This window comes from Roseburia sp. TF10-5 (genome assembly GCF_003462365.1).
In the GTDB taxonomy this organism is placed as follows: Bacteria; Bacillota; Clostridia; order Lachnospirales; family Lachnospiraceae; genus Roseburia; species Roseburia faecis.
The window spans coordinates 26541-51104 of record NZ_QTYW01000023.1 but is presented as its reverse complement, the minus strand read 5'-3'; the positions used below and the strand labels follow the sequence as shown (position 1 = coordinate 51104).

The window sequence follows — 24564 nt, the reverse complement described above, 5'->3', positions numbered from 1 at the left end:
ATGGCTGTATCATATAACAAATTATGGAAATTATTAGTGGATAAAAAAATGAGCAAATCTGATTTGCGTAAAAAGGCAGAAATTGCTCCTAACACGATGACAAAATTACGTCGTGATGAAGAAGTAAGTCTTACAAAGGTTATTGATGTGGTATGTAAAATCATAGACGAAGTTTCATTTGCAGGGACTGATTCCGTTATGCATGGCACGATAGAAAAAATGGCAGAACACTGACAAAAAGTTATGGAAAATTTTCCTGATGAATTTATAAGTTCATCAAAGTAGTGAAACTCATGCAGGAATATGTTATACTAAAGGCAGACAAAGCTGGAGGATATATGGATGAGCACCTGCAAGGCACTGTTATCTAAAATTACAAATAAAAATGCTTTTTACGAGCAGAAGGATGTGACACAGAATATTTTTGCGTTCCGTGTGGTGGGAATCTGCATTTTATTCTATTCGTTTGTGATGATTCTGAACAGCCTGCATATTTTTATCGTGGATCAGGCGATTTTTATCAGAGGCTATGTGGTGGCATGTGTGCTGGCGTTGATTTATGGATTGCTGCTTGTGAAGGTGGGGCTTGAGCACCCATTTACCAAGTATCTCAGCGTTACGGCCATCGGGCTGATTGTCATGGTCGCGAGTGCATCCCTTACCTACCATATGATCATTATTATGATGATCCCGATTATCATTTCAAGTATGTATACTTCAAAGAGACTGTCGGTTTATGCCTTTATATTTACAGTGGTTGTGATTACGATCAGTACTTATGTGGGCTATTATTTTGGGGTATGTGATGCAAACATGGCACTGCTGACGGTGACATCACTGGATCATCTGCAGAAGGATGGTGTGTTTTTGCTCAACAAAGTAAACGAAAATCCTATGGTTACGCTGGCACTTTATTATGTGATGCCGCGATCGCTGATGGCGGTTGCATTTTATTATGTAAGTAACAGTGTAAACAGTATTGTGCGCAAGTCCATGGAAAATGCAATGCGTATGGTACAGGCGGCTTCCATGGATGATATGACGGGACTTTACAGCAAAAATAAACTGCTTGAAACAGTGGAACATATGGAGCCAAAAGAACGCCCGGTTGCGGTTATTTATTGGGATGTCAACCAGTTGAAATATGTAAACGATACGTTTGGCCATTTGTACGGAGACCAGCTGATTGCCAAAATTGCGGGATCCATTCGGGCAGCAGTGACGAGTGAGGAAACCAATGCTTACCGTTACGGTGGGGATGAATTTCTTATGATTATTCCGGATGGGACACAGGAGATTGCAGAAGATGTCATTGAAAAGTGGAGGCAGGTGATGAAGCCGATTCAGAAAAACAGTGAGATTCCGGTATCTGCCTCCGTGGGATATGCCGTGGGAAAATATGAAAATATAATGGAACTGATCGAGATCGCAGATCAGAGAATGTATAAGGACAAACAAATACGCCGCCAGTAGCGGCGTATTTTATGGCTCAGAGGGATAACAGAACCGAAAAGGGGGTAGAGAAAATTTGAAAACAAACAAATATGAAATAGATATGTGCAATGGTTCGATCATGGATAAACTGATCTCGTTTGCACTCCCACTCATGCTGTCTGGAATTTTACAGCTGATGTTCAATGCGGTTGATATCATTGTTGTGGGGCATTTTACGGGAAAACAGGCACTGGCGGCAGTGGGATCGACCACGGCACTCATCAACGTGTTCACCAATCTGTTTATCGGAATTTCGCTGGGGGCTAACGTGCTTGCGGCACGTTTTTTTGCGTCCGGCAGGGAAAAAGAAATGTCAGACACGGTACATACCGCCATTCTGCTGGCACTGATCAGCGGAATTCTCATGGCAGGAATCGGGGTAATCAGTGCAAAAGGTGCGCTGCTTCTTATGGGAACGCCGGACAATGTCATTGCACAGTCAACCCTTTACATGCGGATTTATTTTCTGGGGATGCCGTTTTTTATGCTCTATAATTATGGGGCAGCGATTCTGCGTGCGGTGGGAGATACCAAGCGGCCGTTGTTGTTTCTGGTGATTTCCGGATGTGCCAATGCACTGCTGGATCTGATTCTTGTGATCGGTTTTCATCTGGGGGTGGCAGGCGTAGCTACTGCGACGATTACGGCACAGATGATCTCCTGCATTCTGGTTTTGTTATGCCTGTACCGCACCGACAGCTGCTATCAGCTGCGCTTTTCGAAGCTGAAAATAAAAAAGGTTTATCTGCTGCAGATTTTTCAGGTGGGAATTCCTGCCGGGATTCAAAGTACGGTTATTAACTTTTCAAACGCGCTGCTGCAGTCTTCCGTGAATTCCTTCGGAGATACGGCGATGGCGGGGTATACAGCGGCAAATAATATTTTGGGATTTTTGTATATGTCGGTAAATTCCATTACACAGGCATGTATGAGTTTTACGAGTCAGAATTATGGTGTGGGAAAATATAAACGTATGGATCGTGTGCTGATCGACTGTCTGATTCTTACGGTCAGTGTTTCCCTGCTGCTGGGATGTGGCGCATGGTTTTTCGGACCGCAGGTACTTAGTATATATACGAGAGAAAAGGATGTGATCGAGAGCGGCATGGAGATTCTTGCCATTACAACAGTGCCATATTTTCTGTGTGGCATTATGGATTTGTTTCCCGGAGCACTGCGGGGGATGGGACATTCGGCAGTGCCGATGATCCTGTCGGTGATCGGTACGGTCGGAACGAGAATTCTCTGGATTTTTGGATTTTTCCCACATCACAGATCGTTGTACTTCCTGTTTATTTCTTATCCGGCATCCTGGATCATCACGATTGTGATGCAGGTCATCTGTTTTTATTTTGTGAGAAAAACGGTGCGCAGGGAATTGATGCGGGGATAAAACGCAGCGTAAAAAATGTGCCCAAAAATCGGAAACGATTTTTGGGCATTTAGTTTCTTGAAGGAAGAGAGAGAACATGCTACTATAATGGAAACTGAAATGAAGAAAATAGTTTCCTTCCGGCAGAAAGGATGAAAAGAATGAATAAAGAACTGAAAGAGAACATTATGCAGGGAACGTTGCAGGCATTCAATCAAAAGGGTTTGAAATTTACGATGGATGATATTGCAAAGATTTTAGGGATCAGTAAAAAAACGATTTATCAGGTGTTTCGTGATAAGGAGGCTTTGTTTCTGGAAACGGTGGACTATTTGTTTGACCGGATCAAGGACAGTGAGCAGAAGATCGTAGAGAATCCGGAGATGGACACCCTGCAAAAGATTCACACAATCCTTGGTGTGATGCCGGAATGTTATCAGGATGTGGATTTTCGACAGTTATATCAGTTAAAAGAAAAATATCCGGAGATTTATCATCAGGTGGAAGTACGGCTCGAAACAGGCTGGGAAACGACCATTGCCCTGTTGGAACAGGGCATGCAGGAAGGTGTGATCCGTCCGGTCCGGATTCCGATTTTAAAGATGATGCTGGAAGCATCGTTAGAGCAGTTTTTCCAGCGCGATATCCTGCTGCAGAATGAAATTACTTATGCGCAGGCATTGCAGGAGGTTGTCGGGATTCTGATGTATGGAATTGCTTCGGAGAGGTAAAACGAAAGGGGAGCATAAAGAAGCATGGAGAGGTTGTATTGGAACAATGACTGGAAATTTGCCGAAACATGGGAAGAAGCCATGAAAGAGGCAGTATATCCGGAAAATGAGATGGAGGATGTGCGGCTGCCGCATACCTGCAAAGAGCTTCCGTATCATTACTTTGATGAGCATGCGTATCAGATGCTGTGTGGATATCGCAGACATTTTATGGCGCCGGAAGCGTGGCAGGGGAAAAGTGTGGAACTGACCTTTGAGGGAGTGGCGCATGATGCGGTTGTTTATGTCAATGGGACAGAAGTGAAAGCGCACCATTGCGGTTATACGGCATTTTTTGTGGAAATTGCAAAATACCTGAAATATGGGGAGGACAATGTACTTGCGGTGCGTGTCGACAGCCGGGAAAATTTGAATATTCCGCCGTTCGGATATGCCATAGATTACATGACTTTTGGCGGGATGTATCGTGAGGTTTATGTGCAGGTGAGAAATAAGACACATCTCGCAGATGTATTTATCAAGCCACAGATACATCCTCTGCAGGTGACTACAGAGATTACGGTACAGAATATTTCGGATGGGATAACGTTGCAGCAGGAAATCCGCAAAAAAGGCGAGGGTGCATATAGTCCCCTGGGACAGAAGCCGGTAAAACAGACAAATGTGCAAACCGTTTTTCCGGTGCAGGAGATCCGTTTGTGGGAACCGGAAAATCCATATTTGTATGAAATTCGTACGAGTTTGTGGAAAAATGGGGAAATGATAGATGCGCGTGTGGATATCACAGGGTTTCGGGAGGCCGGATTCCGAAAAGATGGTTTTTATCTGAACGGAAAGAAACTGCGGCTTCGAGGGTTAAACCGTCATCAGAGTTATCCGTATGTGGGATATGCAGCGCCGGCATCCATGCAGATTTTCGATGCCGATATTCTCAAAAAAGAACTTGGCGTGAATGCTGTGCGCACTTCCCATTATCCGCAGTCGCAGGATTTTATCCGTCGTTGTGATGAAATTGGCCTGCTTGTGTTTACCGAGTTTCCGGGGTGGCAGCACATCGGGGATGAAGAATGGAAGCGGCAGGCGGTGCAGAATTTAAAGGAAATGATCGTGCAGTACCGCAATCATCCTTCCATTATTCTCTGGGGTGTGCGGATTAATGAGTCGCAGGATGACGATGTTTTTTACAGGGAAACAAACCGGGTGGCACATGAACTGGACGATACACGTGCAACCGGCGGAGTGCGGATGCTAAAGAAAAGCCATCTTCTGGAGGATGTTTATACATTCAACGATTTTCTTCACGATGGCAGACATCCGGGGTGTAATCCGAAACGAAAAGTTACACCAGATATGAAAAAACCGTATCTGATCAGTGAGTATAACGGGCATATGTTTCCGACCAAGCCGTTTGACGATGAGGAACACCGGACGGAGCATGCAATCCGTCATGCAAATGTATTAAATGCGGTGGCACAGGAGCCGGATATTGCAGGAAGTTTTGGCTGGTGTATGTTTGACTATAATACGCACAAGGATTTTGGCAGTGGTGACCGGATCTGTTACCATGGCGTGATGGATATGTTCCGCAACCCGAAACTTGCGGCGGCGGTGTATAGCAGTCAGCAGGAAGATACACCGGTTTTAGAACTGAGTTCTTCGATGGATATCGGAGAGCATCCGGGCGGAAACCGCAGCGGAAACTGGATGATTACAAATGCGGATGCCGTGCGGATGTACAAAAACTCTAAATTAATCAAAGAGTATCATCGGGAGGACTCCCCATATCGTGCACTGGCGCATGGACCGATTCCTGTGAATGACTTTATCGGAAATGCGATTGTCGAAAATGAGCCGATGAAACCGAAACAGGCCAGACTGATAGGGCAGCTGCTTAACATGACGGCGTATTACGGGCTGAACAATCTTCCGGCAAAGTTCTACCTTCTGGCATTGCGGCTGATGGTCTGCTATCACATGAAACCAAAGGATGCGGTTGCGCTTTACACACGTTATGTCGGGGACTGGGGGACGACTTCCACGGTCTATAAGTTTGAGGCTGTCAGGGACGGAAAAGTGGTAAAGACCGTGATCAAGGAGCCGATGCAGCAGGCACATCTGGAGGTGAAGGTAAGTGCACATAACCTGACCGAAGGCAGAACCTATGATATGGCGGCGGTTCGTATCCGGGCACTGGATGAAAATGGAAATGTGCTGGGATTTTTCAATGAACCGGTGCAGTTTGAAGTGAAAGGTGTTCTGGAACTGATCGGTCCAAAGACCATATGTTTACAGGGAGGTATGGGCGGTACTTATGTAAAGACGACCGGACAGGCCGGAGAAGGAATTTTGACAATTGAAAATGCGCAGACGGGGAAAATCTGTGAACATTTTCAGGTGGCACGGGAAGAGTAAGGGGGAAATACAATGAAATTATCAGCAAAAGAAAAAACGGCATTCGGCCTGGGGGCTGTCGGAAAAGATATGGTATATATGCTTTCGGCGAGCTATATTCTGTATTATTACCAGGATGTTCTCGGAGTAAGTGCGATGGCAATGGGAATTATTCTCATGGCAGCGCGGGTGTTTGATGCATTTAACGATCCGATTATGGGAGTGATTGTTGCAAAAACCAGAACACGCTGGGGAAAATTCCGTCCATGGCTTCTGGTTGGAACCCTGTGCAATGCGATCGTGCTGTATCTGATGTTTGCCGCACCGCCGGCATGGAATGGAAGTGGGATTGTGGCATATGCAGCCATTACCTATATTGTGTGGGGAGTCACCTATACCATGATGGACATTCCTTTCTGGTCGATGATTCCGGCATTTACAGAAGGCGGAAAAGAGCGCGAAAATTTAACAACTATGGCGCGTTCCTGTTCGGGTGTCGGTTCCGCTCTCGTTACGATTATTACGATGAAATGTGTGTATATGCTGGGACAGGGAAATGAGCGCACGGGTTTCCGCTGGTTTGCACTTATTGTTGCGGTATTGTTTGTGCTGTTTATTACGATCACCTGTCTGACGATCCGGGAAAAATCCACGGTTCATATGGAAACACCGACCGTACGGCAGATGTTTTCGGCGCTGATTCACAACGATCAGGCAATGACGGTTGTCATCACCATTGTACTGATTAACTGCTCTTTGTATATTACGTCCAATCTGCTGTTGTATTTTTTCAAGTATGATGTGAGTGGGGAGAGCTGGTATAACAGCTATACACTTTTTAGTACATTTGGCGGAGCGGTACAGATTTTGTCCATGATGGTATTGTTTCCGCTGCTGCGGAAGTTTATGAGCAGTATCCGTGTGTTCTACCTGAGTTTTGGAATGGCAATCGCAGGGTATGCGATTCTGCTTGTGCTGATGATTGGCGGTCATACTGCGCTTGGAGCCCTGGTGGTGCCGGGATTTTTGATCTTTGCGGCATTTGGCATGCTGACCGTGCTTACCACAGTATTTCTGGCAAATACGGTAGATTATGGGGAAATGAAAAATCACCGCCGTGATGAAAGTGTGATTTTTTCCATGCAGACGTTTGTTGTGAAACTGGCTTCGGGAGTTGCCGTGCTGATCGCAGCGATCTGTCTGTCTCTCTGTAACCTCAAGCAGGATACAAGTGCGGCGGTTGTTGCGCGTGCAGCGGATTCTTCGGTGCTGGGACTGCGGCTGACGATGGCGGGAATTCCGATGATCGGTCTTTTCATCGCGGTATTGGTATTTCGGAAAAAATATATTTTGACAGAGAAAAAGCTGCAGGAGATTAATGCAGCAATTAAAAATCAGGAGAACTGCTAAAAGAAAGGATGACAGCTATGATTCGTAAAATTGGACAGGCATTCGTACTGGATACGGCACATACAACATATGCATTTTCCATTCTGCCGGGGGGACATCCGGAGCATCTGTATTACGGGAGAACTATTCATATCGAGCATCCGGATGATCTTGAAATTCTTGTGGAAAAGCATGTGTTTGCACCGGGAAATGTGAATATCTGTGAAAAAGAGCATGCCGGTTTTTCGCTGGAGGATGTGCGGCTGGAAATGTCTTCGTACGGAAAGGGCGATATCCGTGAGCCGTTTGTTGAGGCTATTCTTTATGATGGGGCAAAGACTCTGGATTTCCGCTATGAAGATGCCGTTATTACCGGGGAAAAAGATGCGCTGGACGGACTTCCGGGTTCCTATGGAAGTGCGGGAGAAGTGCAGCAGCTGTGTGTGACAATGTTGGACCGGCAGTATGATCTGAAGCTGTTGCTCTACTACTATGTCTACGAGGCAGCAGATGTGATCGGACGGAGTGCGAAGATCGTCAATGCCAGCAGTCAGGATGTACAGCTTACCCGTCTGATGAGTCTGCAGCTGGATTTTGATGACAGTGATTATATTTTTACGACATTTCGCGGCGCATGGGCGCGGGAGATGCACCGCTGTGACCAGACGCTGACCGGTGGCAGAATTGTCAATGATTCTTTTACCGGAACCACGTCGAGCCGGGCAAATTCGTTTGTGATGCTGAGCCGTCCGAAAACGGGAGAAGATCAGGGAGACTGTTACGGATTTCATCTGATCTACAGTGGAAATCACTGTGAGACTGCGGAGGTCAGCAGTTTTGGAAAACTCCGGCTTCTTACGGGGATCAATCCACGGGAATTTTCGTGGAAACTGGAGCCGGGAGCACAGTTTCAGGCACCGGAGGCCTTTATGACCTATGCACCGGATGGATGGGGAGGCATGAGCCGGCGGATGCATGCGTTTATCCGGGAGCATATCGTGCGCGGATATTGGAAAAACAGGCCGCGCCCGGTACTTTTAAACAGCTGGGAGGCCTGCTATTTTGATATCAGTGAGAGCAGGCTCTTAAAGCTGGCAAAGGCGGGAAAAGATGCCGGAATCGAATTGTTTGTGGTGGATGACGGCTGGTTTGGCAGACGAAACGATGACACTTCTTCATTGGGAGACTGGGTGCCGAATACAAAAAAACTGCCCGGCGGCTTATCGCGCCTTGCCAAAAAAATTACAGATCTGGGGCTTGCTTTTGGGATCTGGGTAGAGCCGGAGATGGTCAGTGTGGACAGTGACCTTTACCGGAAGCATCCGGACTGGACCATTGAAATTCCCGGAAAACCACATGCAGAAGGACGAAACCAGAGAATTCTGGATCTTGGCAGGAGAGAAGTGCAGGAGTATATCATTGCCAGTATGACAAAGGTCTTTTCTTCGGCACCGGTTTCTTATGTGAAGTGGGATATGAACCGGACGTTTTCCGATTATTATTCACAGAGCCTGCCGGCCGCACAGCAGGGAGAGGTGGCACATCGTTATGTGCTGGGACTGTACCGGTGCATGGAGGAACTGACCCGTCGTTTTCCGGAAATTTTATTTGAAGGGTGTGCAGCAGGCGGAAACCGTTTTGATCCCGGCATTTTGTGCTATTTTCCGCAGATCTGGGGAAGCGATGACACAGATGCCTGTTGCAGGGCGGACATACAGACAAATTACAGTTACGGGTATCCGCTCTCGACGGTGAGTGCACATGTATCTGCGTGTCCGAACCATCAGACGCTGCGCCGGACACCGCTTACGACCCGCTTTGCAGTTGCCGCATTCGCAGTGCTGGGGTATGAATGTAATTTCTGTGACTGTACCAGAGAGGAACTTGAGGAGATCAGGGCTCAGATTGCACTGTACAGGAAGTGGCGTAGTGTATTGCAGCAGGGCACATTTTATCGTGGGCGGACATTTGCTGACGGAAATCTCACAGAATGGACCTGTGTTTCAGAAGATCAGACACAGGCAGTCGGCATGCTGATGCAGAAACTTGCGGAACCGAATACACAGTTTCATGCGTATTATCCCAAAGGACTTGCAAAAGAGAAACGGTACCATTTTACTAACCGCGCGTTAACGTACAGTATTCTGGAGTTTGGGGATCTGGTCAACACGGTTGCTCCGGTACATATCCGCCCGGATTCTGTGACACATCATCTGCTGGCAAAATTTGTAAAGATGGATGGGGAAAAGGAGGATTTCTGTGCATACGGGGATGCCCTGATGTATGGAGGTGCACATCTGCACCCGGCATTCGGAGGCACCGGATATGATGAGAACGTACGGTATTTTCCGGATTTTGCGTCTCGTTTGTATCTGATGGATTGCAATTTATAGCCGAAAAGTGCTATGATACAAAAGAGCAATTCAGGCAGGACAGGAGATAAGAAAATGCAGAAACGAAAAAACAGATGGTACATAGCCGTTGCAGCAGTTGTAATTTTAGCAGTTGTTCTGGTATTGGCAGTTGTGCTGGGGAAAAAGGGAAAGAACAAAAAAGATCCAAAGATGATTGAGCCGACGCAGCAGGAGCAGGCATCGGAAATACCAACGGAAACAGAGGAAGTATTTGATTATTCCGCTACGGAGACCGCAGAGACAAAATCGCTTCCGAAGTCCGTTGTCAGCAAGCAGGGAATTCTCATTGATGTGGATGCCGGAACGATTCTGGCTGGAAAAGATGCATTAAAACGTATGATTCCGGCATCTATGACCAAAATCTTTACCGTGCTGGTAGCAGCGGAAAATATTAAGCCAGAGCAGCTGGACGAGCTGGTTACCATCAGTATTGATGCCACAGATTTCAGTTATAGTAACGACTGCAGCAATACAGGATACGAAGTGGATGAGCAGGTAACGGTAAGGGATCTGTTTTATGGAACCATTTTGCCGTCAGGGGCAGATTCTGCGGTTTCTCTGGCAACTTATGTGGCCGGTTCACAGGAAGCATTTGTGGATATGATGAATCAGGAACTGGAAAAAATGGGATTGTCGGAGACCACACATTTTACCAACTGTGTCGGCATATACAATGATGACCATTACAGTACGCCGTATGATATGGCAATGATTTTAAAAGCCGCAATGGACAATGATCTGTGCAGGGAAGTTCTTGGAACGCGAACCTATACGACATCAAAATCCAAACCACATCCAGATGGGATTACAATATCCAACTGGTTTTTGCGGAGAATTGAAGATAAGGATACACACAGTGAAATTATCGGGGCAAAGACTGGCTTTGTGAATCAGTCCGGAAGCTGTGCGGCAAGTATGGCACAGACACCGGATGGAAAAGAGTATATCTGTGTGACTGCAGGGTCCACCAGCAGCTGGCGCTGTATCTATGATCATGTGGATATTTACGATGCGTTTCTGCCAGAGACGGCACAGCCTTTTGAAAGTGAAGAGGTAACACAATAAAAAAGGAACAGCGAAAGCTGTTCCCTGTTGTTTAAAGAATGATGATATTGGCACAATTGATATCTTCTCCAAGGTTGTAAACATTACCGCTGGTAAGCCCGACAACCACAGGACGGAGAATATAGTGCGGAATATTTTTGACCACACGCGCCTGTTCGCCGTTACTCAGTTCCACGATGCTGTCTACCGGATATAGAATCATGCTTTCAAGGAAGCTTTTCATGGCAGTTATGTCGAGTTCCATGGTCATGGACATAATCATTTCCACGGCATCTCTCTGGGAATAGGCTTTTTTATAGGGGCGTTCGGTAACCAGGGCATCATAGATATCCGCTACGGACAGAATCTTGGCATAGGGGCAGATTTTCTCCGCAGACACACCCATCGGGTATCCGCTTCCATTGATCTTTTCATGGTGTTGCAAAACACCAAGGCAGACAGCCGGAGAAAATTCCGCACGATCCTTGATCATGTTGTAACTGTATGTCGAGTGCTGCCGCATAATGGCAAATTCGTCATCATTGAGTTTGCCCGGTTTGTTTAAGATAGCATTTGGAATTTTGGTTTTTCCAATGTCGTGCAGCAAACCACAGACACCGATTTCCCGTACTTCTTCGGGAGAGAGTCCCTGCTGCTTGGCAACGATCATGGAAATGGTTGCTACATCCACGCTGTGTTTGAAGGTGTATTCGTCACTGGTTTTGAGCGTGGAGATATCAATTGCGATGGCATCATTGTTTTTAATGGAACGCATCAGGTCATCGGCAATGCTCTCTGTGGTGGCAACCATTTCCTCGGAGGTCGTATTGTTGTAGATAAACTGGATACCGGTAGAGACACGTTCACGGATACTGGCAGAAAGAGTAACTTTTGCGCGGTCTTCGGTACGGAGCCGTTCGATATTTTTTTCTGCTTTTGGAGAAGCAGGAACCTGTTCTGGATTTTCCTCTTCTTCCCCCTCCTGGATGTAAACAGACATAATACCCAGTTTCAACAGGGAATCAATCATATAATCATCCAGTTCGGCACCTCTGGCAACGAGATTACGTCCCAGACGGTCAACGACCGGATGATCGAGCTTCATGCCCGGTTTTAATTGTCTTGTTCTCATGTACTTTCGTTTTATCATATTTATATTTTACTATTTGTTGGATATTTTTCCAAGTTTTTTTGGAAAACTTTAGGAGAAATTTAGGAGAAATGATATGCTTCCACAACTTTTTTTAGATCGAATGAAACAAATGCTGGAGGAAGAATACCCGGCATTTCTAAACAGTTACGAAGATGCGCGTTATCAGGCACTGCGGATCAATCCGTCAAAAACCGACACAGACCGGTTTACAGAGGAGACTTCCTTTCACCTGCAGCCGGTGTCGTGGGAAGCGAACGGGTTTTATTACGAAAAGGAAGATCAGCCGGGAAAACATCCGTATCACGAGGCGGGCGTGTACTATATTCAGGAGCCGAGTGCCATGGCACCGGCTGCATATCTGGATGTGCAGCCGGGCGAAAAAGTTCTGGATTTATGTGCGGCACCGGGGGGCAAAAGTACACAGATTGCGGCAGCGATGCAGGGAAAAGGGCTCCTTGTCAGCAATGAGATTCATCCGGCGCGGGCAAAGATTCTTTCCGAGAATATGGAACGGATGGGTGTAAAAAATGTGATGGTGACAAACGAGAGTCCGCAGACACTTGCGGGAATGTTTACGGAATATTTTGACCGGATCATGGTAGATGCCCCGTGTTCCGGGGAGGGAATGTTTCGTAAAAATGAGCAGGCATGTGAGGAGTGGAGTCCTGAAAATGTTCAGGTCTGTGCGGCGCGGCAGCAGGAAATTCTTGCATGTGCGGCCTCCATGCTCCGGCCGGGAGGACGTATGGTTTACTCTACCTGTACCTTTGCACCGGAGGAAAACGAGGGAACGATCAGCCGTTTTCTGGAACAGCATCCGCAGTTTCATATTGTGCCGGTGAAAAAATATCCGGGAATGGCAGACGGTGTAGCGGCATGGACAAAACATCCGGCAGCGGAGATAGGAGATACGATCCGGTTATTTCCGCATCATCTGCACGGAGAGGGACATTTCGTTGCGGTTCTGGAAAACGAGGGAACCGTTTCGGAAAATTACCGGGGATATTGTGCGAATGGAGAAGAAAAACCGCTGGCAAAGGGAGAAGCAAAAGCGTATCTTGCAGGATTACAGGAGTTTCTTGGAAAGATACCGGCAGATGATGCCGGGAGGCTGCTTCTTTTTGGAGAGCAGCTGTATCTGATGCCGGAACATATGCCGGCAACCAGACGGCTGCATGTGCTGCGTCCGGGCCTGCATCTTGGCACAGTTAAAAAGAACCGGCTGGAACCGGCACACGCACTGGCGCTTGCAATTTCTCCGCAGGAAGCATGTCACAGCTGGAATCTGTCTGTGGATGAAGCACGCGCGTATCTGGCCGGGCAGACGTTTCCGGCAGAAGGGGAGAAGGGCTGGTATCTGATCACGGTAGATGGATACAGCCTCGGCTGGGGCAAACTTGCGGGTTCTGTGATGAAGAATCACTACCCGAAGGGGCTGCGGAAGCTGCTCTAAAAGAAGTCCACCTGATACGGTTGCACTACTTTCGCTTATTTTTATTTATACGATAAAAGAAGCATTTGGGGGGTATGGATTATTAAAATGAAAAAAAGAGTCGGCTTATTATTAATAGCCATTACCATATGTTTTTTTAGTTTGGGCTGTAATAAAACTGCAACAATAGATAATCATATTTTTGAAACAGATTTGAAAAGTGATAGTGGATATACGTGGAAGTCGCTTCGAATGGATAACGAATACATAGATAACATAGAATGTCTTGTAGATGATAATATTGTTTATTCTAAATATGAAAATGGGGTTACAAATTTGTTTTTTTACAATTTCGACGTTTGAGATGTCTGGAAAATATGGTTTTATAAGAACATTTAGTGGGAATGGAGTACTTTTTCGTGTAGCATCGGGGAAGACCGTTGCAAAAATAATAAATAAGATAGATTTGGATATTGCAATACCTGGCAGAGATAAAAAAGCAGATTATGCTTTGGTATATTCCAGGGATACAGGAGAAATCTGGAATATTGACAGTCGCCATAATAAGCTTAACAAGATAGACTTGCCATATGAATATTTGAACTACTTATATACAGATAATGGAAAAATTTTAATATCTTCAGATAATACAGTATATGGGGAACTTGATAGTTTTCTTACAAAAAAATAATGAAGCGTTTATCTGACAAGTGGAAGGTATATTAAAAATGACATATGATTCAAATAAGGGCAGTTTAAAAACTGCCCTTATTAATAGTTTTGCTTAAAATATAAGAAACTCCTGCAAATGCGCATTTTTTAAAGCATCGTTTTACCACAAATGCGCATTTTCTACAGGATTATATACTGTGACCGCCGCCACCACCGGAGTGACCGCCGCCGCCACCACCGCCGCCGGAATGGCCACCGCCGCTGCTGCCGGAAGATACCGGACTGTAAGTACGCGACTGGCGGATGAATTGTGTGCGTGGGTTATTGATCTGCATCTGTGCATACAATCCGGTCATCACCTGTCTGCGGTCTGCCTTGTGGGAACGTGAACTCCACAGCGCGAAAAAGAGATTGAGAAACAGTGCAGCAACAATGGCCAGCAGCGCACTGCAGAGGTAGCGCATCGGTTCTGCAATTCGTTTGCCCTGCATCAGCGTTTCGATCTGGGCAAAGACCTTGTATGCACAGGTATAATAATCCTTATCGCGCGCATAGGTATAAGTGTTATCGGTAATTGAACGTGCGCGGGAATTGGTGATGATTTTGTGCGCCTGTCCATCGCTGTAGAGATAAATCTCATTCAGGCAGCGGTCAATGACGAAGATCGTACCGTTGGCATGTGGACCAAAGACATCATCAAAATAATCTGCAGCAAAATCTTCGGTGGAAGATTTACTGTGTCCGGTTGTGGTTACAAAAGCCACATTACAGTATGCGGTCAGATCATACAGCTGCTTTTGCAGACTGTTTTCCTGGGAGTCTGTCAGAAAATCGGCAGAATCATCCAGCACATAAACGTAGCCGGTTTCCTCATTGGAAGCGGAAACTGCGGATGCACAAACCGGTATGGTGCTGGCGGAGAGTATCAGACAAAATACAAATGCCGTAAGGATATGTTTTATTTTACGCACGGTCATCACCTCCCTGTTTGTCAAATTGTGGCAGCCGGCGGGTGGACAACAGATTATACGCATGGATAATACTGATGAACGACACGAGGATGGCAGCCATGGAAAGAATTGCGGCTCCGTAATAGTAGAGATCCGATACCGGATGCAGGAACCATACCCCAAACGAAAGTACCGCAGCACAAAGCGGAAGAATCCAGCCAAGCGGATTCGTTTTTGCGACTGGCTCCGGCTGGGCTTCAGGGGTTTTCGGTTTGTCTGCAGCAGAAGCTTTCTTCGATTGGATGAACATTTTGCCACGGTCATTTGCACCGGTATCTTTCTGACGGATAGAAACACATTCGTAGAAATAGACACAGGCGGCGAGCAATGACAAAAGCAGAGTGGTCATTACCAGGGATGAAGGCTGCAGGATCGCCGACCATGCCAGAAGCGCAAAGATCGGAATTGCTAAGAGTAGCGAACCGAGCAGATAACGCTTCGGATCAATCGGAATATCCGCAACGACCAGTCCGGTCTGTCCGTTGACCGTTGCATAAGCGACACGGTCTTTTTTGCGGTAGGATAGAAACCATACCGGAAACATGGTACTGTCGATGGTTTCTGTTTTTGTATGGAGCTGTTCAGGACGGATGGTATCCATGGTAAAACCGGCAAATGTCCCGTCAGAAGCAATACGCTCGGTTGTTTCCGCAGATGCAGTGTATTCGGCATCGCCCTGATATACTTTTGCATCCACATCGGAAGTGTCCGCGTAAAATCCGCTTAAATAGGCGGGGGTAAAGGCTTTCATGCCTTTTAAATTATAAGGAGCCAGTTCTTCACTGATATTGTCATCAAAAGAGGATGAGGCATCATAGGAAAGACCTTTGTAGTAGGCATCCAGATCCCCGGTAAGTGCGTAGTGATCGGTAATAATATAATCACCGCGGCGGGAAGTCTTTTTTCCATCGAGCGAGAGAGAACCTTTCTGGGAGATATAAAACGCCCAGTAAGGCATGTAAATTCCGCGGAAACTATCGATATAAGAAGGATCGCGGAGTTCTTTTGGCGCAAAAATGGAATGTTTCATACGGCGTGCGTACGCTTCCTTACACTGTTCCTTTGTCTTCTGGAACGGAATAATATAATTGGGCCGTTTTTCGTGACTGATTCTGCTGTAAAGAATCGTGGAGGCTCCGCAGAAACTGCAGAAACCGGCTGCAGCATTGTCGGTGCTTAAGATTTCACCGCCACACTGTGGACAGGTAAAGATCGTGACCTCGTAATCGCCGTCGAATGTCTTTGATTCTTCGGCATCACTTGTTTTCCCGTCAAAATCATAAGGATCAAACAGTGTGTGACAATGCTCGCATGAGAGTTGCTGGGAAGGAATGTCAAATTTGAGATTTCCTCCGCAGTTTGGACATGATAGCATAGTGTTTTCCCTTTCCAAAACATTTTCCTTTGTAACTATTTTATTCTAGCATTGTGGAAATATTTTTACAATGGGTTTAAAGTCATAGAGCCTGAAAATGCTGATTTACATGGATTTTACAGACTTTACGCAAATTTACAGCAATTTTACAACATTACGGAAATTTTACACAGAGTTTACATTCTGGGATGGTTTGATTTTACACTCCGATGATAAACTTATTACAATCTCAGAAAAAAAGTATACGGAGTGTAAAGTTTATGAAAAGAAATGGGGAGGAACCATAAGTGAACGAGACGATGAAAATTATTTTCGGACTGGTCGGAGGTCTGGCAATCTTTATTTACGGCATGAATATGATGAGCGAGTGCCTGCAGAAAGCAGCAGGGGAAAAGATGAAGAAAATCCTTGCCCTGCTTACAAAAAATCCGATTCTTGGTGTGCTTGCGGGAGCTTTGACGACCGCAGTGTTACAGAGCAGCAGCGCAACAACGGTTATGACAATCGGCTTTGTCAGCGCAGGATTGATGTCGCTGCCACAGGCGATCTCCATTATTCTCGGTGCCAATATCGGTACGACCATGACGGCACAGATTATTGCATTTAAAATAACGGATTATATTTATCTGTTCATTTTTGCGGGATTTCTTATTTCTTTTATTTCAAAGAAAGAAAAGGTGAAAAATATCGGACAGACAATTTTCGCATTTGGTTTGTTATTCCTTGGAATTGAGACGATGGGCGATGTCATGAAACCATTGGCATCCAGTGCATTCTTTGTCAACATGATTGGAAAAGTATCCCATATTCCGATTCTTGGGGTATGCGTGGGTGCTGTTATGACACTTGTTGTACAGAGCAGCAGTGCAACGATTGCCGTATTACAGAATTTTGCAGCCCAGGCAGGACCGGACGGTGTGACCAGTATCATCGGACTGGCAGGTGCCATCCCGATTCTGTTGGGAGACAATATCGGTACAACGATTACCGCAGTGCTGGCATCTATCGGACAGCCAAAAGATGCCAGAAGGACGGCGTTTGCCCATTGTGTATTTAATATTTCGGGAGCAATTTTATTCCTGTTTCTTGTAAAACCGTATGCAGCCCTGATTCAGTTCATTTCGCCGAAGGGAAACGAAATTGATGTGATTTCACGGCAGATTGCAAATGCCCATACCGGATTTAACCTTGTCATGACGCTGATCTGGATTCCGCTCATTCCTCTGATGGTAAAGATTGTGATGAAACTTGTACCGGATGGAAAGGGAAAGGAAACGGAAGTCGAAGTAGATGAAAATCCGAAATATCTGGACAACAAGCTGATTGCACAGCCGGCAGCAGCATTGCAGCTGGTGGCAAAAGAAGTAATGTACTGTGCAAAACTTGTAGATGAAATGATCGGAAAACTGCAGTACAGAAACGGAAAGATTGATAAAGAAAATGCAGAACTTGTAGAAGAAAAGGCGAAAATACTGCAGAAGCTGTATGCTTCGGTCAATGATTATTTTGCATCACTGTATTCCGGAGGTGTGCTGACCGAGGAACAGGCATCACAAAGTGCCGGTATGCAGTACATTCTCTGTGATATTGACCGGATCGGGCAGCTGACGAGGGAAATCATGGAAACCGTGGCAAAACAGAATAAAGGAAAACATAAGTATTCCAAAGATGCTTTGAAAGAACTGAAAAAGGCAATGGAACAGATCCAGATGATTTTCGGAAGCTGCATTCAGGCGATTTCCGGGGATGTGAATATGGATATCAAAGAACTGATGCGGCAAAAAGAAGACATCATGCAGCTGGGTGAAAAAATGCGCAAAAACCATATTGCCAGAGTGGGAAAGGGAAAGTGCGATTCCAAACTTACCATTCCGTTTAATGATGTGCTCCATAATATTGACCGGATTGGAAACAGTTGTGTAAACCTTGTGGAGGTAGCAAAGGAAAATGTAACTATGCAGGCATTTTTTGCAGAGGATTAGGGCATGCAATAAATAAAGCTGTCAGTAATAACGGTTCGCGGAAATCTGCGAACCGTTATTTTTATACAGGTACATAACTCTGATCCACATGAATCATAAACTGGTAGTTTCCTTCGATTTCCTGAAGCTTGTTTTCAATTTTTTTCTTCAGGTCTTCCGGACGGATCCGCATACCATAGGGGATGACCGCGTCAAAGGCAATGCCGGTGTGGGTATCGCAGTTGATCAGGCGGAAATCGTGGATGGTAATACGGCGGTCAATTTCAAGAACCTTTTGTTCTACCTGCTGCTTCATCTGGGCAATTGCGGCATTATTGGTTTCAATCGGATCCATGTGGATGACGGCTTCACATCCGAGTTTCTGATCCAGCTCCCGTTCAATGTGATCGATCATGTCATGGAGCTGAAAGACATCTTCGTCCCCCGGAACTTCCAGATGCAGGGTGATCATGCGGCGGCCGGGACCGTAGTCATGTACGATCAGATCATGGATACCGTGTACTTTGGGATGGGACATGACAATGGCACGGATTTCCCGGACAAATGTCTGGTCCGGAGCTTTTCCGAGAAGCGGATCCATGGTGTCTTTGACCGCTTTTATTCCGGCATAGAGGATGAAAATGGCTACCAGCAGACCGCCAAATCCATCGACATTGATGGATGTCAGGCGCATAATAATCATGGCTGCCAGAACCACAGAGGTGGCAATGGTGTCGGAAAGCGAATCCATGGCGGTCGCCTGCATGGCATCCGAATCGAGTTTTTTCCCAATATAATGGTTGTAACAGTACATGTAGATTTTTACCAGAATGGAGCATACCAGAATTCCCATGGCAAGCAGACTTGTGTCTACGGCTTCCGGATGCAGAATTTTGGAAAAGGAAGTTTTTAAAAGTTCAAATCCCATCATCAGGATAGCAATCGCTACGACAAATCCCGACACATATTCAAACCTCCCATGTCCGAACGGGTGCTCCGAATCCGGAGTTTTCCCGGCATAAAGAAATCCGGCAAGTGTAATAAAAGAGGAACCGGCATCGGACAGGTTGTTGAACGCATCCGCTGTGATGGCAACGGAACCGCTTAACATTCCGGCAAAATATTTTCCGGCAAACAGGCAGACATTTAAGCAGATTCCAACGATACTGCACAGGGTGCCATATGCCTGCCGTTGTTCTTTTGCCGGACGGTTTTTGATAAAGATTTTCGCTAACATTGTAATCATGGATATCCCCCCAAGAATCATACATGTTCCATTGGTTTTTCCTATTATATGCTACGTTTGGGAAAAGGTCAAATTATATAAATTTTACCTGCATTTTATACATGCACCACCCACAAATGCAGGAAGCTGTATTCCTTTCATCGTAAGTCTTGTTTTTGTACTTGGGTATCAGAAAATGGGACTTTCTTTTGAAACAGGAATGATGATTGCGTTTGCCGTGGTTGCGGTGTGGTGGCTTGTGATGTCGCTTCCTTTAATGAAGCAGTATCGCCAGGTTCATTATGTAGAGCGGAAACCGCATGCCATGAGGGAAAGCGTTGGACGTATCATAGAAACGCTGCGCAGTGTACGGAAACAAAAGAAAATCTTTCTGTTTCTCATAGCATTCTTCTTTTTCATTGATGGAGTTTATACGATTATAGATATGGCAACGGCGTATGGTTCTGCCCTGGGGCTGGATTCCACAGGACTGCTTCTTGCATTGCTTGTGACACAGTTTGTTGCATTTCCGTTTTCCATTCTGTTTGGCAGGCTTGCGGAACAATACGATACCGGAAAGCTGATTTTAACCTGTATTGCTGCGTATACGGGGATTACCGTTTTTGCCGTGTTTATGAAGGCACAGTGGCAGTTCTGGGTGCTGGCAATTTTTGTGGGAATGTTCCAGGGGGGCATTCAGGCACTGTCCCGGTCTTATTTTGCAAAGATTGTTCCGCCGGAGCGTTCCGGAGAGTATTTTGGTCTGATGGATATCTGCGGAAAAGGAGCATCCTTTATGGGAACGACGGTGGTCGGACTGGCTTCCCAGGCTTTTGGGAGTATAAACATCGGGGTATCCGCTATCGTATTTCTTTTCCTTGCAGGAGCACTGTTTTTTATGAAAACAGAGCACAGTGGATCGGAAAGTACGAAAAATCAGGAGAACGTTATCATGGAACAGCAGATGTTCCATGATTAAAGTAATACAATATATGATGCGAATTTGTAATAGAAAATAATATAAAACTTTATTTAATATTTAATTAATATTTGATGAAATTTGAAGAATTCATTGACATATTTGATAATAGTAGTAAACTGATGTTAGTTGCAACTTACAAAAGATTGCGCAGACTAAAATGATGTGAAAAAAATAATTTTGTGTTAGATACTATCAGTGTAGAAGAAGATAAGGATAAAAAAGAAATTTCAAACATACCGGATAGCATTTATTTTGACGGTGAAAGATGTGTTAGTCATTCAAGTGGAAAAATATATTATAGATACAGAGGCGATTTTTATTCTGATTCTTCTGAAAAAGTTCTTTTGAAAAAAAATGTTTCTTGGTCTAGGCGGTGGGGACATTAAGAAAAATAAGGAGATTGCATATGAATTATGGTTTTGAATTAATGTCAGAAATAATTCCTCTTTGTATTGTAGCTGTGTTAGGAATTGATATGAAAAAGGGAGGAGAAAAAGATTTTTTACCATCTATTATTATTTTATCAATCATAGAAATCCCAACACTGATTGTAACACTTTTTTGTATGTTCATAAAAATTCCACAATCAAATAGCAGACATATAATGGCAACTGCTCTTTTTGCTTTCGTTGCGCTTATATATGTTCTTTGTCGAAAAAAAAAATAGAAATATTGTTCATTTAAACAATAGGGAGTAATTTATTTGAGTATTTGAAATAATAAAAGACCGTGTGGGCATGAGAGGATGCACACGGTCTTTTGTTGTCATAAAACGTATTCCATGTTAAAATGATAGGCGAATAAACGGATGAAGGACAACAGAATGGATTTTTTAAAAGCAAATTATCATGCACATACATGGCGGTGCCAGCATGCCTATGATACGGAGAGAGAATATATTGAAGCAGCGATTTCCATGGGAATTGAAATTTTTGGATTTTCCGATCATGTGCCGTGCCCCTATCAGGACGGATATGTATCCAATATCCGGATGACCATGAAACAGGCGCCGGAATATGTGGAGACAATCCGAAGGCTCGAAGCGGAGTACCGGGATCAGATAAAAATATATGCAGGATTTGAGGCAGAGTATGTTCCGGAATTTTACGAAGAACAGATGCGGATGTTCCGCAACCTTGGATGTGATTATATGATCATGGGGCAGCATTTTCTGGGATCAGAAGAAAAAGGACCATATACAGGGACAGAGACGGAGGATGAAAGCCGTATCCGCAGATATGTGGATCTCGTAATCGAAGGGATGAAGACCGGAAGTTATGCATATCTTGCCCATCCGGATCTGATGAATTATCAGGGAATGGATTCGGTATACGACTGGGAGATGACCCGGTTGTGCAAAGAAATGAAGGAACTGGACATTCCGTTGGAGATCAACATGCTCGGCATGGGAGAAGGGGCAAGGCATTATCCGGCAGAGCGTTTCTGGAAGATTGCCGGGGAAGTCGGAAATAAAGCGATTCTCGGATTGGATGCCCATTGTGTGAGACATATTCAGGATGTGGATTCTTACAGAAAATGTATGGAATTGGCGGAAAAGTATAATTTGAACTTAATAAATAAGCTGGAGCTCTAGCGCATTTTTCCTGTTTCGTCAAGTGAAAATTTTTACAAAACAGGCAGGTCTATTTGTGAGATTTGACCTATGGTCTTTACCTACCATATATTGTATAATGAAGATCGTCGTGAACAAAACTTGGTAGTAATAAGGAGCAAAAAGAAGTATGTCAGATGAAGTTTTAGACGATGTCATGTTAAAGGGAAATTGTAAGGGGAAGGCAGATGCAATTGTAAACTGCCAGTGCAGCATTGAGACTGCACCAAAGCGCTGTGAGCAGGCGGAACACTGCATGTTTTATTCCTACTACAAATGTAGTAAGCAGTGGAAACGACTGGGATAGTCATCGCTGAAATGAGAAGGAGAAAAGACTTTTGCCTTGGCGAGGATGCCGGAGCAAAGGTCTTTTTGCTTTTTAAACGAAAAGGAGTATGTTTTATATGAAGAGAATTCTGGTGCTCAGTGATTCGCACGGAAATGTAAATAATATGGTTACGGCAGTCGGCCGATTACATCCGGATATGATCATTCATCTGGGAGACTGCTGGGCAGATGCAGAACAGCTGCACCGGAAATTTCCTATGACTGTGATGGAACAGGTGCCGGGAAACTGTGATTGCCGTCAGGAAGTTCAGGAACGGATTCTTCTGATCGAAGGGAAAAAAATACTGATCTGTCATGGACATACATTTAATGTAAAAGCTGGATATCTGAATCTGGAATATGCAGCAGAGGAGCGGAAGGTCGATGCCGCGCTGTTCGGACATACCCACCGGGTTTTTTATGACAAACACAACCGGATTACCTACATGAATCCGGGAAGTATCGGACAGCCGCCTTACGGAATACCGCCATCCTATGGAGTTCTGCAGGTGGACGGATCGAGTAATACGATCGCAACGGATGTGATCTATCTGGAAGAAAATAATTGACGAAAGCCAGACGGTAGAAGTATAATAGCAGAAGTTATTATTCTTGAAGGAGAAAAGTTAAAAATGGTTAAGGTTGTAAAATTTGGTGGCAGCTCGCTGGCGAGTGCCGAGCAGTTTGCCAAGGTTGGCGATATTATCCGTGCGGATGAATCCAGAAAATATGTAGTGCCGAGTGCTCCTGGAAAGCGTAATTCCAGAGATACCAAGGTTACGGATATGTTATATGCATGCTACGCGAAAGCAGAGGCAGGCGAGGAGTTCCGTGTTCCTCTCATGAAGATCAAAGAGCGTTATGATTCCATTATCAACGGACTCGGACTGAAAGTGACACTGGATGAGGAGTTTAAGACAATTTCCAAAAACTTTAAGGAAAAAGCCGGTGTGGATTATGCGGCTTCCCGCGGAGAGTATCTGAATGGTATTCTTATGGCAGATTATCTTGGATATGAGTTTATCGATTCTGCAACCGTAATCTTTTTTGATGAAGAAGGAAATCTGGATGCAGACAAGACGGATAAGGTACTGTCAAAGAAACTTGCAGAATGTGAAAAAGCTGTAATTCCTGGATTTTACGGAATTGGTGCGGATGGAAAGGTGAAAACATTCTCCCGTGGTGGTTCCGATATTACCGGATCAATTGTTGCAAAAGCATGTCATGCAAGTTTATATGAGAACTGGACAGATGTATCCGGATGTCTTGTGGCAGATCCACGTATTATTGATAATCCTCAGCCGATTCATGTGATTACATATCGTGAATTAAGAGAGCTTTCTTATATGGGAGCTTCCGTACTTCATGAGGATGCGGTGTTCCCGGTACGTAAAGCCGGTATTCCGATCAATATCCGTAACACCAATGATCCGGAGGCAGAAGGAACCCTGATCGTAGAGAGTACCTGTCAGAAACCGGAATATACGATCACTGGTATCGCTGGGAAAAAGGGATTTGTCGCAGTAAGTATTGACAAAGACATGATGAACTCCGAAGTTGGATTCTGCCGTAAAGCATTACAGGCATTTGAGGAAAACGGAATTTCGATTGAGCATATGCCATCCGGCATTGACACTATGACTGTATTTGTGCATCAGGAGGAGTTTGAAGGCAAGGAGCAGCAGGTGATCAGCTCCATCCGCCGTCTGACCCATCCGGATGTGATTGATCTGGAAGCGGATCTGGGTCTGATCGCTGTTGTAGGACGTGGTATGAAGTCTACCCGTGGTACTGCAGGCAGAATCTTTTCTGCACTGGCACATGCAAACATCAATGTAAAGATGATTGACCAGGGATCTTCCGAATTGAATATTATCATTGGTGTCAGCAACGATGATTTCGAGGCAGCCATCAAGGCGATTTACGATATCTTTGTAGAGACCAGACTTTAAACATCAGGAATGCACCTTATGACGCTCC

The 24564-nt window shown here is 45.1% G+C and carries 22 protein-coding genes; 18 read left to right on the top strand and 4 right to left on the bottom strand.

Annotated elements, in window-relative coordinates:
- The 8 genes from DXD06_RS15370 to DXD06_RS15330 form a co-directional block, all read left to right on the top strand.
- Window positions 1–234 (top strand): helix-turn-helix domain-containing protein (locus DXD06_RS15370; protein WP_070103629.1); only part of this gene is annotated, 234 nt, incomplete at its 5' end.
- Between the two features lie 108 nt (window positions 235–342).
- A complete protein-coding gene (locus DXD06_RS17615; protein WP_243001139.1) occupies window positions 343–1473 on the top strand; it encodes a GGDEF domain-containing protein in 1131 nt (376 codons plus the stop codon).
- Between the two features lie 82 nt (window positions 1474–1555).
- The gene (locus DXD06_RS15355; RefSeq protein WP_117832950.1) at window positions 1556–2887 is read left to right on the top strand and encodes an MATE family efflux transporter; all 1332 of its coding nucleotides are present in this window, start codon (window positions 1556–1558) and stop codon (window positions 2885–2887) included.
- Window positions 2888–3027: 140 nt separating this feature from the next.
- Entirely contained in the window at window positions 3028–3597 is a 570-nt protein-coding gene (locus tag DXD06_RS15350; RefSeq protein WP_055067697.1) for a TetR/AcrR family transcriptional regulator, read from the top strand.
- A 24-nt stretch (window positions 3598–3621) separates the two neighbouring features.
- Window positions 3622–6009, top strand: coding sequence for a glycoside hydrolase family 2 protein (locus DXD06_RS15345; RefSeq protein WP_117832946.1), 2388 nt, complete (start codon window positions 3622–3624; stop codon window positions 6007–6009).
- Window positions 6010–6021: 12 nt separating this feature from the next.
- Entirely contained in the window at window positions 6022–7398 is a 1377-nt protein-coding gene (locus DXD06_RS15340) for a glycoside-pentoside-hexuronide (GPH):cation symporter (RefSeq protein WP_117832944.1), read from the top strand.
- A 17-nt stretch (window positions 7399–7415) separates the two neighbouring features.
- On the top strand, window positions 7416–9770 hold the full coding sequence (locus tag DXD06_RS15335; RefSeq protein ID WP_117832942.1) for an alpha-galactosidase: 2355 nt from the start codon (window positions 7416–7418) through the stop codon (window positions 9768–9770).
- A gap of 54 nt (window positions 9771–9824) precedes the next feature.
- Window positions 9825–10856, top strand: a complete 1032-nt coding sequence (locus DXD06_RS15330; RefSeq protein ID WP_158569557.1) for a D-alanyl-D-alanine carboxypeptidase family protein — start codon at window positions 9825–9827, stop codon at window positions 10854–10856.
- A 31-nt stretch (window positions 10857–10887) separates the two neighbouring features.
- Here DXD06_RS15330 and DXD06_RS15325 read toward each other — a convergent pair whose 3' ends face one another.
- Entirely contained in the window at window positions 10888–11967 is a 1080-nt protein-coding gene (locus tag DXD06_RS15325; protein ID WP_243001137.1) for an HD-GYP domain-containing protein, read from the bottom strand.
- Between the two features lie 94 nt (window positions 11968–12061).
- Here DXD06_RS15325 and DXD06_RS15320 point away from each other — a divergent pair, with 94 nt between their 5' ends.
- Both DXD06_RS15320 and DXD06_RS15315 read left to right on the top strand, forming a co-directional pair.
- Window positions 12062–13441: an RsmF rRNA methyltransferase first C-terminal domain-containing protein gene (locus DXD06_RS15320; RefSeq protein WP_117832935.1), complete on the top strand. Its 1380-nt coding sequence runs from the start codon at window positions 12062–12064 to the stop codon at window positions 13439–13441.
- Between the two features lie 343 nt (window positions 13442–13784).
- The gene (locus DXD06_RS15315; RefSeq protein WP_147343645.1) at window positions 13785–14111 is read left to right on the top strand and encodes a hypothetical protein; all 327 of its coding nucleotides are present in this window, start codon (window positions 13785–13787) and stop codon (window positions 14109–14111) included.
- Between the two features lie 169 nt (window positions 14112–14280).
- Here DXD06_RS15315 and DXD06_RS15310 read toward each other — a convergent pair whose 3' ends face one another.
- Both DXD06_RS15310 and DXD06_RS15305 read right to left on the bottom strand, forming a co-directional pair.
- On the bottom strand, window positions 14281–15063 hold the full coding sequence (locus tag DXD06_RS15310) for a TPM domain-containing protein (RefSeq protein WP_158569556.1): 783 nt from the start codon (window positions 15061–15063) through the stop codon (window positions 14281–14283).
- On the bottom strand, window positions 15056–16477 hold the full coding sequence (locus tag DXD06_RS15305) for a hypothetical protein (RefSeq protein ID WP_117832929.1): 1422 nt from the start codon (window positions 16475–16477) through the stop codon (window positions 15056–15058). Before DXD06_RS15305 ends, DXD06_RS15310 begins: the two co-directional genes overlap by 8 nt.
- Window positions 16478–16764: 287 nt before the next feature.
- Between DXD06_RS15305 and DXD06_RS15300 the strand changes: the two genes are divergently transcribed.
- The gene (locus tag DXD06_RS15300) at window positions 16765–18459 is read left to right on the top strand and encodes a Na/Pi cotransporter family protein (protein ID WP_117832927.1); all 1695 of its coding nucleotides are present in this window, start codon (window positions 16765–16767) and stop codon (window positions 18457–18459) included.
- 61 nt (window positions 18460–18520) lie between these two features.
- Here the strand turns inward: DXD06_RS15300 and DXD06_RS15295 are convergent, their stop codons facing one another.
- The gene (locus tag DXD06_RS15295; protein WP_117832924.1) at window positions 18521–19684 is read right to left on the bottom strand and encodes a cation diffusion facilitator family transporter; all 1164 of its coding nucleotides are present in this window, start codon (window positions 19682–19684) and stop codon (window positions 18521–18523) included.
- Here DXD06_RS15295 and DXD06_RS15290 point away from each other — a divergent pair.
- From DXD06_RS15290 to DXD06_RS15265, 7 genes are all read left to right on the top strand, one after another.
- Window positions 19683–20642, top strand: a complete 960-nt coding sequence (locus DXD06_RS15290; RefSeq protein ID WP_117832922.1) for an MFS transporter — start codon at window positions 19683–19685, stop codon at window positions 20640–20642. The genes DXD06_RS15295 and DXD06_RS15290 overlap by 2 nt on opposite strands.
- A 182-nt stretch (window positions 20643–20824) precedes the next feature.
- Complete coding sequence (locus tag DXD06_RS17320; protein WP_117832920.1) at window positions 20825–21031, top strand: hypothetical protein; 207 nt, start codon at window positions 20825–20827, stop codon at window positions 21029–21031.
- Window positions 21032–21051: 20 nt separating this feature from the next.
- On the top strand, window positions 21052–21312 hold the full coding sequence (locus DXD06_RS15280; protein ID WP_022045889.1) for a hypothetical protein: 261 nt from the start codon (window positions 21052–21054) through the stop codon (window positions 21310–21312).
- A 156-nt stretch (window positions 21313–21468) separates the two neighbouring features.
- Window positions 21469–22239 carry a histidinol-phosphatase gene (locus DXD06_RS15275; protein ID WP_117832948.1) on the top strand — a complete coding sequence of 257 codons (771 nt, stop codon included), beginning with the start codon at window positions 21469–21471 and terminating at the stop codon, window positions 22237–22239.
- Window positions 22240–22387: 148 nt separating this feature from the next.
- Window positions 22388–22564: a hypothetical protein gene (locus DXD06_RS17315; protein ID WP_022045891.1), complete on the top strand. Its 177-nt coding sequence runs from the start codon at window positions 22388–22390 to the stop codon at window positions 22562–22564.
- A gap of 97 nt (window positions 22565–22661) precedes the next feature.
- The gene (locus DXD06_RS15270; protein ID WP_117832918.1) at window positions 22662–23153 is read left to right on the top strand and encodes a metallophosphoesterase family protein; all 492 of its coding nucleotides are present in this window, start codon (window positions 22662–22664) and stop codon (window positions 23151–23153) included.
- A gap of 63 nt (window positions 23154–23216) precedes the next feature.
- On the top strand, window positions 23217–24536 hold the full coding sequence (locus DXD06_RS15265) for an aspartate kinase (protein ID WP_117832916.1): 1320 nt from the start codon (window positions 23217–23219) through the stop codon (window positions 24534–24536).
- Window positions 24537–24564 lie beyond the last annotated feature (28 nt).

Coding starts and splice junctions, on each gene's coding strand:
- DXD06_RS17615 (WP_243001139.1), top strand. CDS start 343: ATGAGCACCTGCAAGGCACTGTTATCTAAAATTACAAATAAAAATGCT.
- DXD06_RS15355 (WP_117832950.1), top strand. CDS start 1,556: ATGTGCAATGGTTCGATCATGGATAAACTGATCTCGTTTGCACTCCCA.
- DXD06_RS15350 (WP_055067697.1), top strand. CDS start 3,028: ATGAATAAAGAACTGAAAGAGAACATTATGCAGGGAACGTTGCAGGCA.
- DXD06_RS15345 (WP_117832946.1), top strand. CDS start 3,622: ATGGAGAGGTTGTATTGGAACAATGACTGGAAATTTGCCGAAACATGG.
- DXD06_RS15340 (WP_117832944.1), top strand. CDS start 6,022: ATGAAATTATCAGCAAAAGAAAAAACGGCATTCGGCCTGGGGGCTGTC.
- DXD06_RS15335 (WP_117832942.1), top strand. CDS start 7,416: ATGATTCGTAAAATTGGACAGGCATTCGTACTGGATACGGCACATACA.
- DXD06_RS15330 (WP_158569557.1), top strand. CDS start 9,825: ATGCAGAAACGAAAAAACAGATGGTACATAGCCGTTGCAGCAGTTGTA.
- DXD06_RS15325 (WP_243001137.1), bottom strand. CDS start 11,967: ATGAGAACAAGACAATTAAAACCGGGCATGAAGCTCGATCATCCGGTC.
- DXD06_RS15320 (WP_117832935.1), top strand. CDS start 12,062: ATGCTTCCACAACTTTTTTTAGATCGAATGAAACAAATGCTGGAGGAA.
- DXD06_RS15315 (WP_147343645.1), top strand. CDS start 13,785: ATGTCTGGAAAATATGGTTTTATAAGAACATTTAGTGGGAATGGAGTA.
- DXD06_RS15305 (WP_117832929.1), bottom strand. CDS start 16,477: ATGCTATCATGTCCAAACTGCGGAGGAAATCTCAAATTTGACATTCCT.
- DXD06_RS15290 (WP_117832922.1), top strand. CDS start 19,683: ATGGATATCCCCCCAAGAATCATACATGTTCCATTGGTTTTTCCTATT.
- DXD06_RS15295 (WP_117832924.1), bottom strand. CDS start 19,684: ATGATTACAATGTTAGCGAAAATCTTTATCAAAAACCGTCCGGCAAAA.
- DXD06_RS15280 (WP_022045889.1), top strand. CDS start 21,052: ATGAATTATGGTTTTGAATTAATGTCAGAAATAATTCCTCTTTGTATT.
- DXD06_RS15275 (WP_117832948.1), top strand. CDS start 21,469: ATGGATTTTTTAAAAGCAAATTATCATGCACATACATGGCGGTGCCAG.
- DXD06_RS17315 (WP_022045891.1), top strand. CDS start 22,388: ATGTCAGATGAAGTTTTAGACGATGTCATGTTAAAGGGAAATTGTAAG.
- DXD06_RS15270 (WP_117832918.1), top strand. CDS start 22,662: ATGAAGAGAATTCTGGTGCTCAGTGATTCGCACGGAAATGTAAATAAT.
- DXD06_RS15265 (WP_117832916.1), top strand. CDS start 23,217: ATGGTTAAGGTTGTAAAATTTGGTGGCAGCTCGCTGGCGAGTGCCGAG.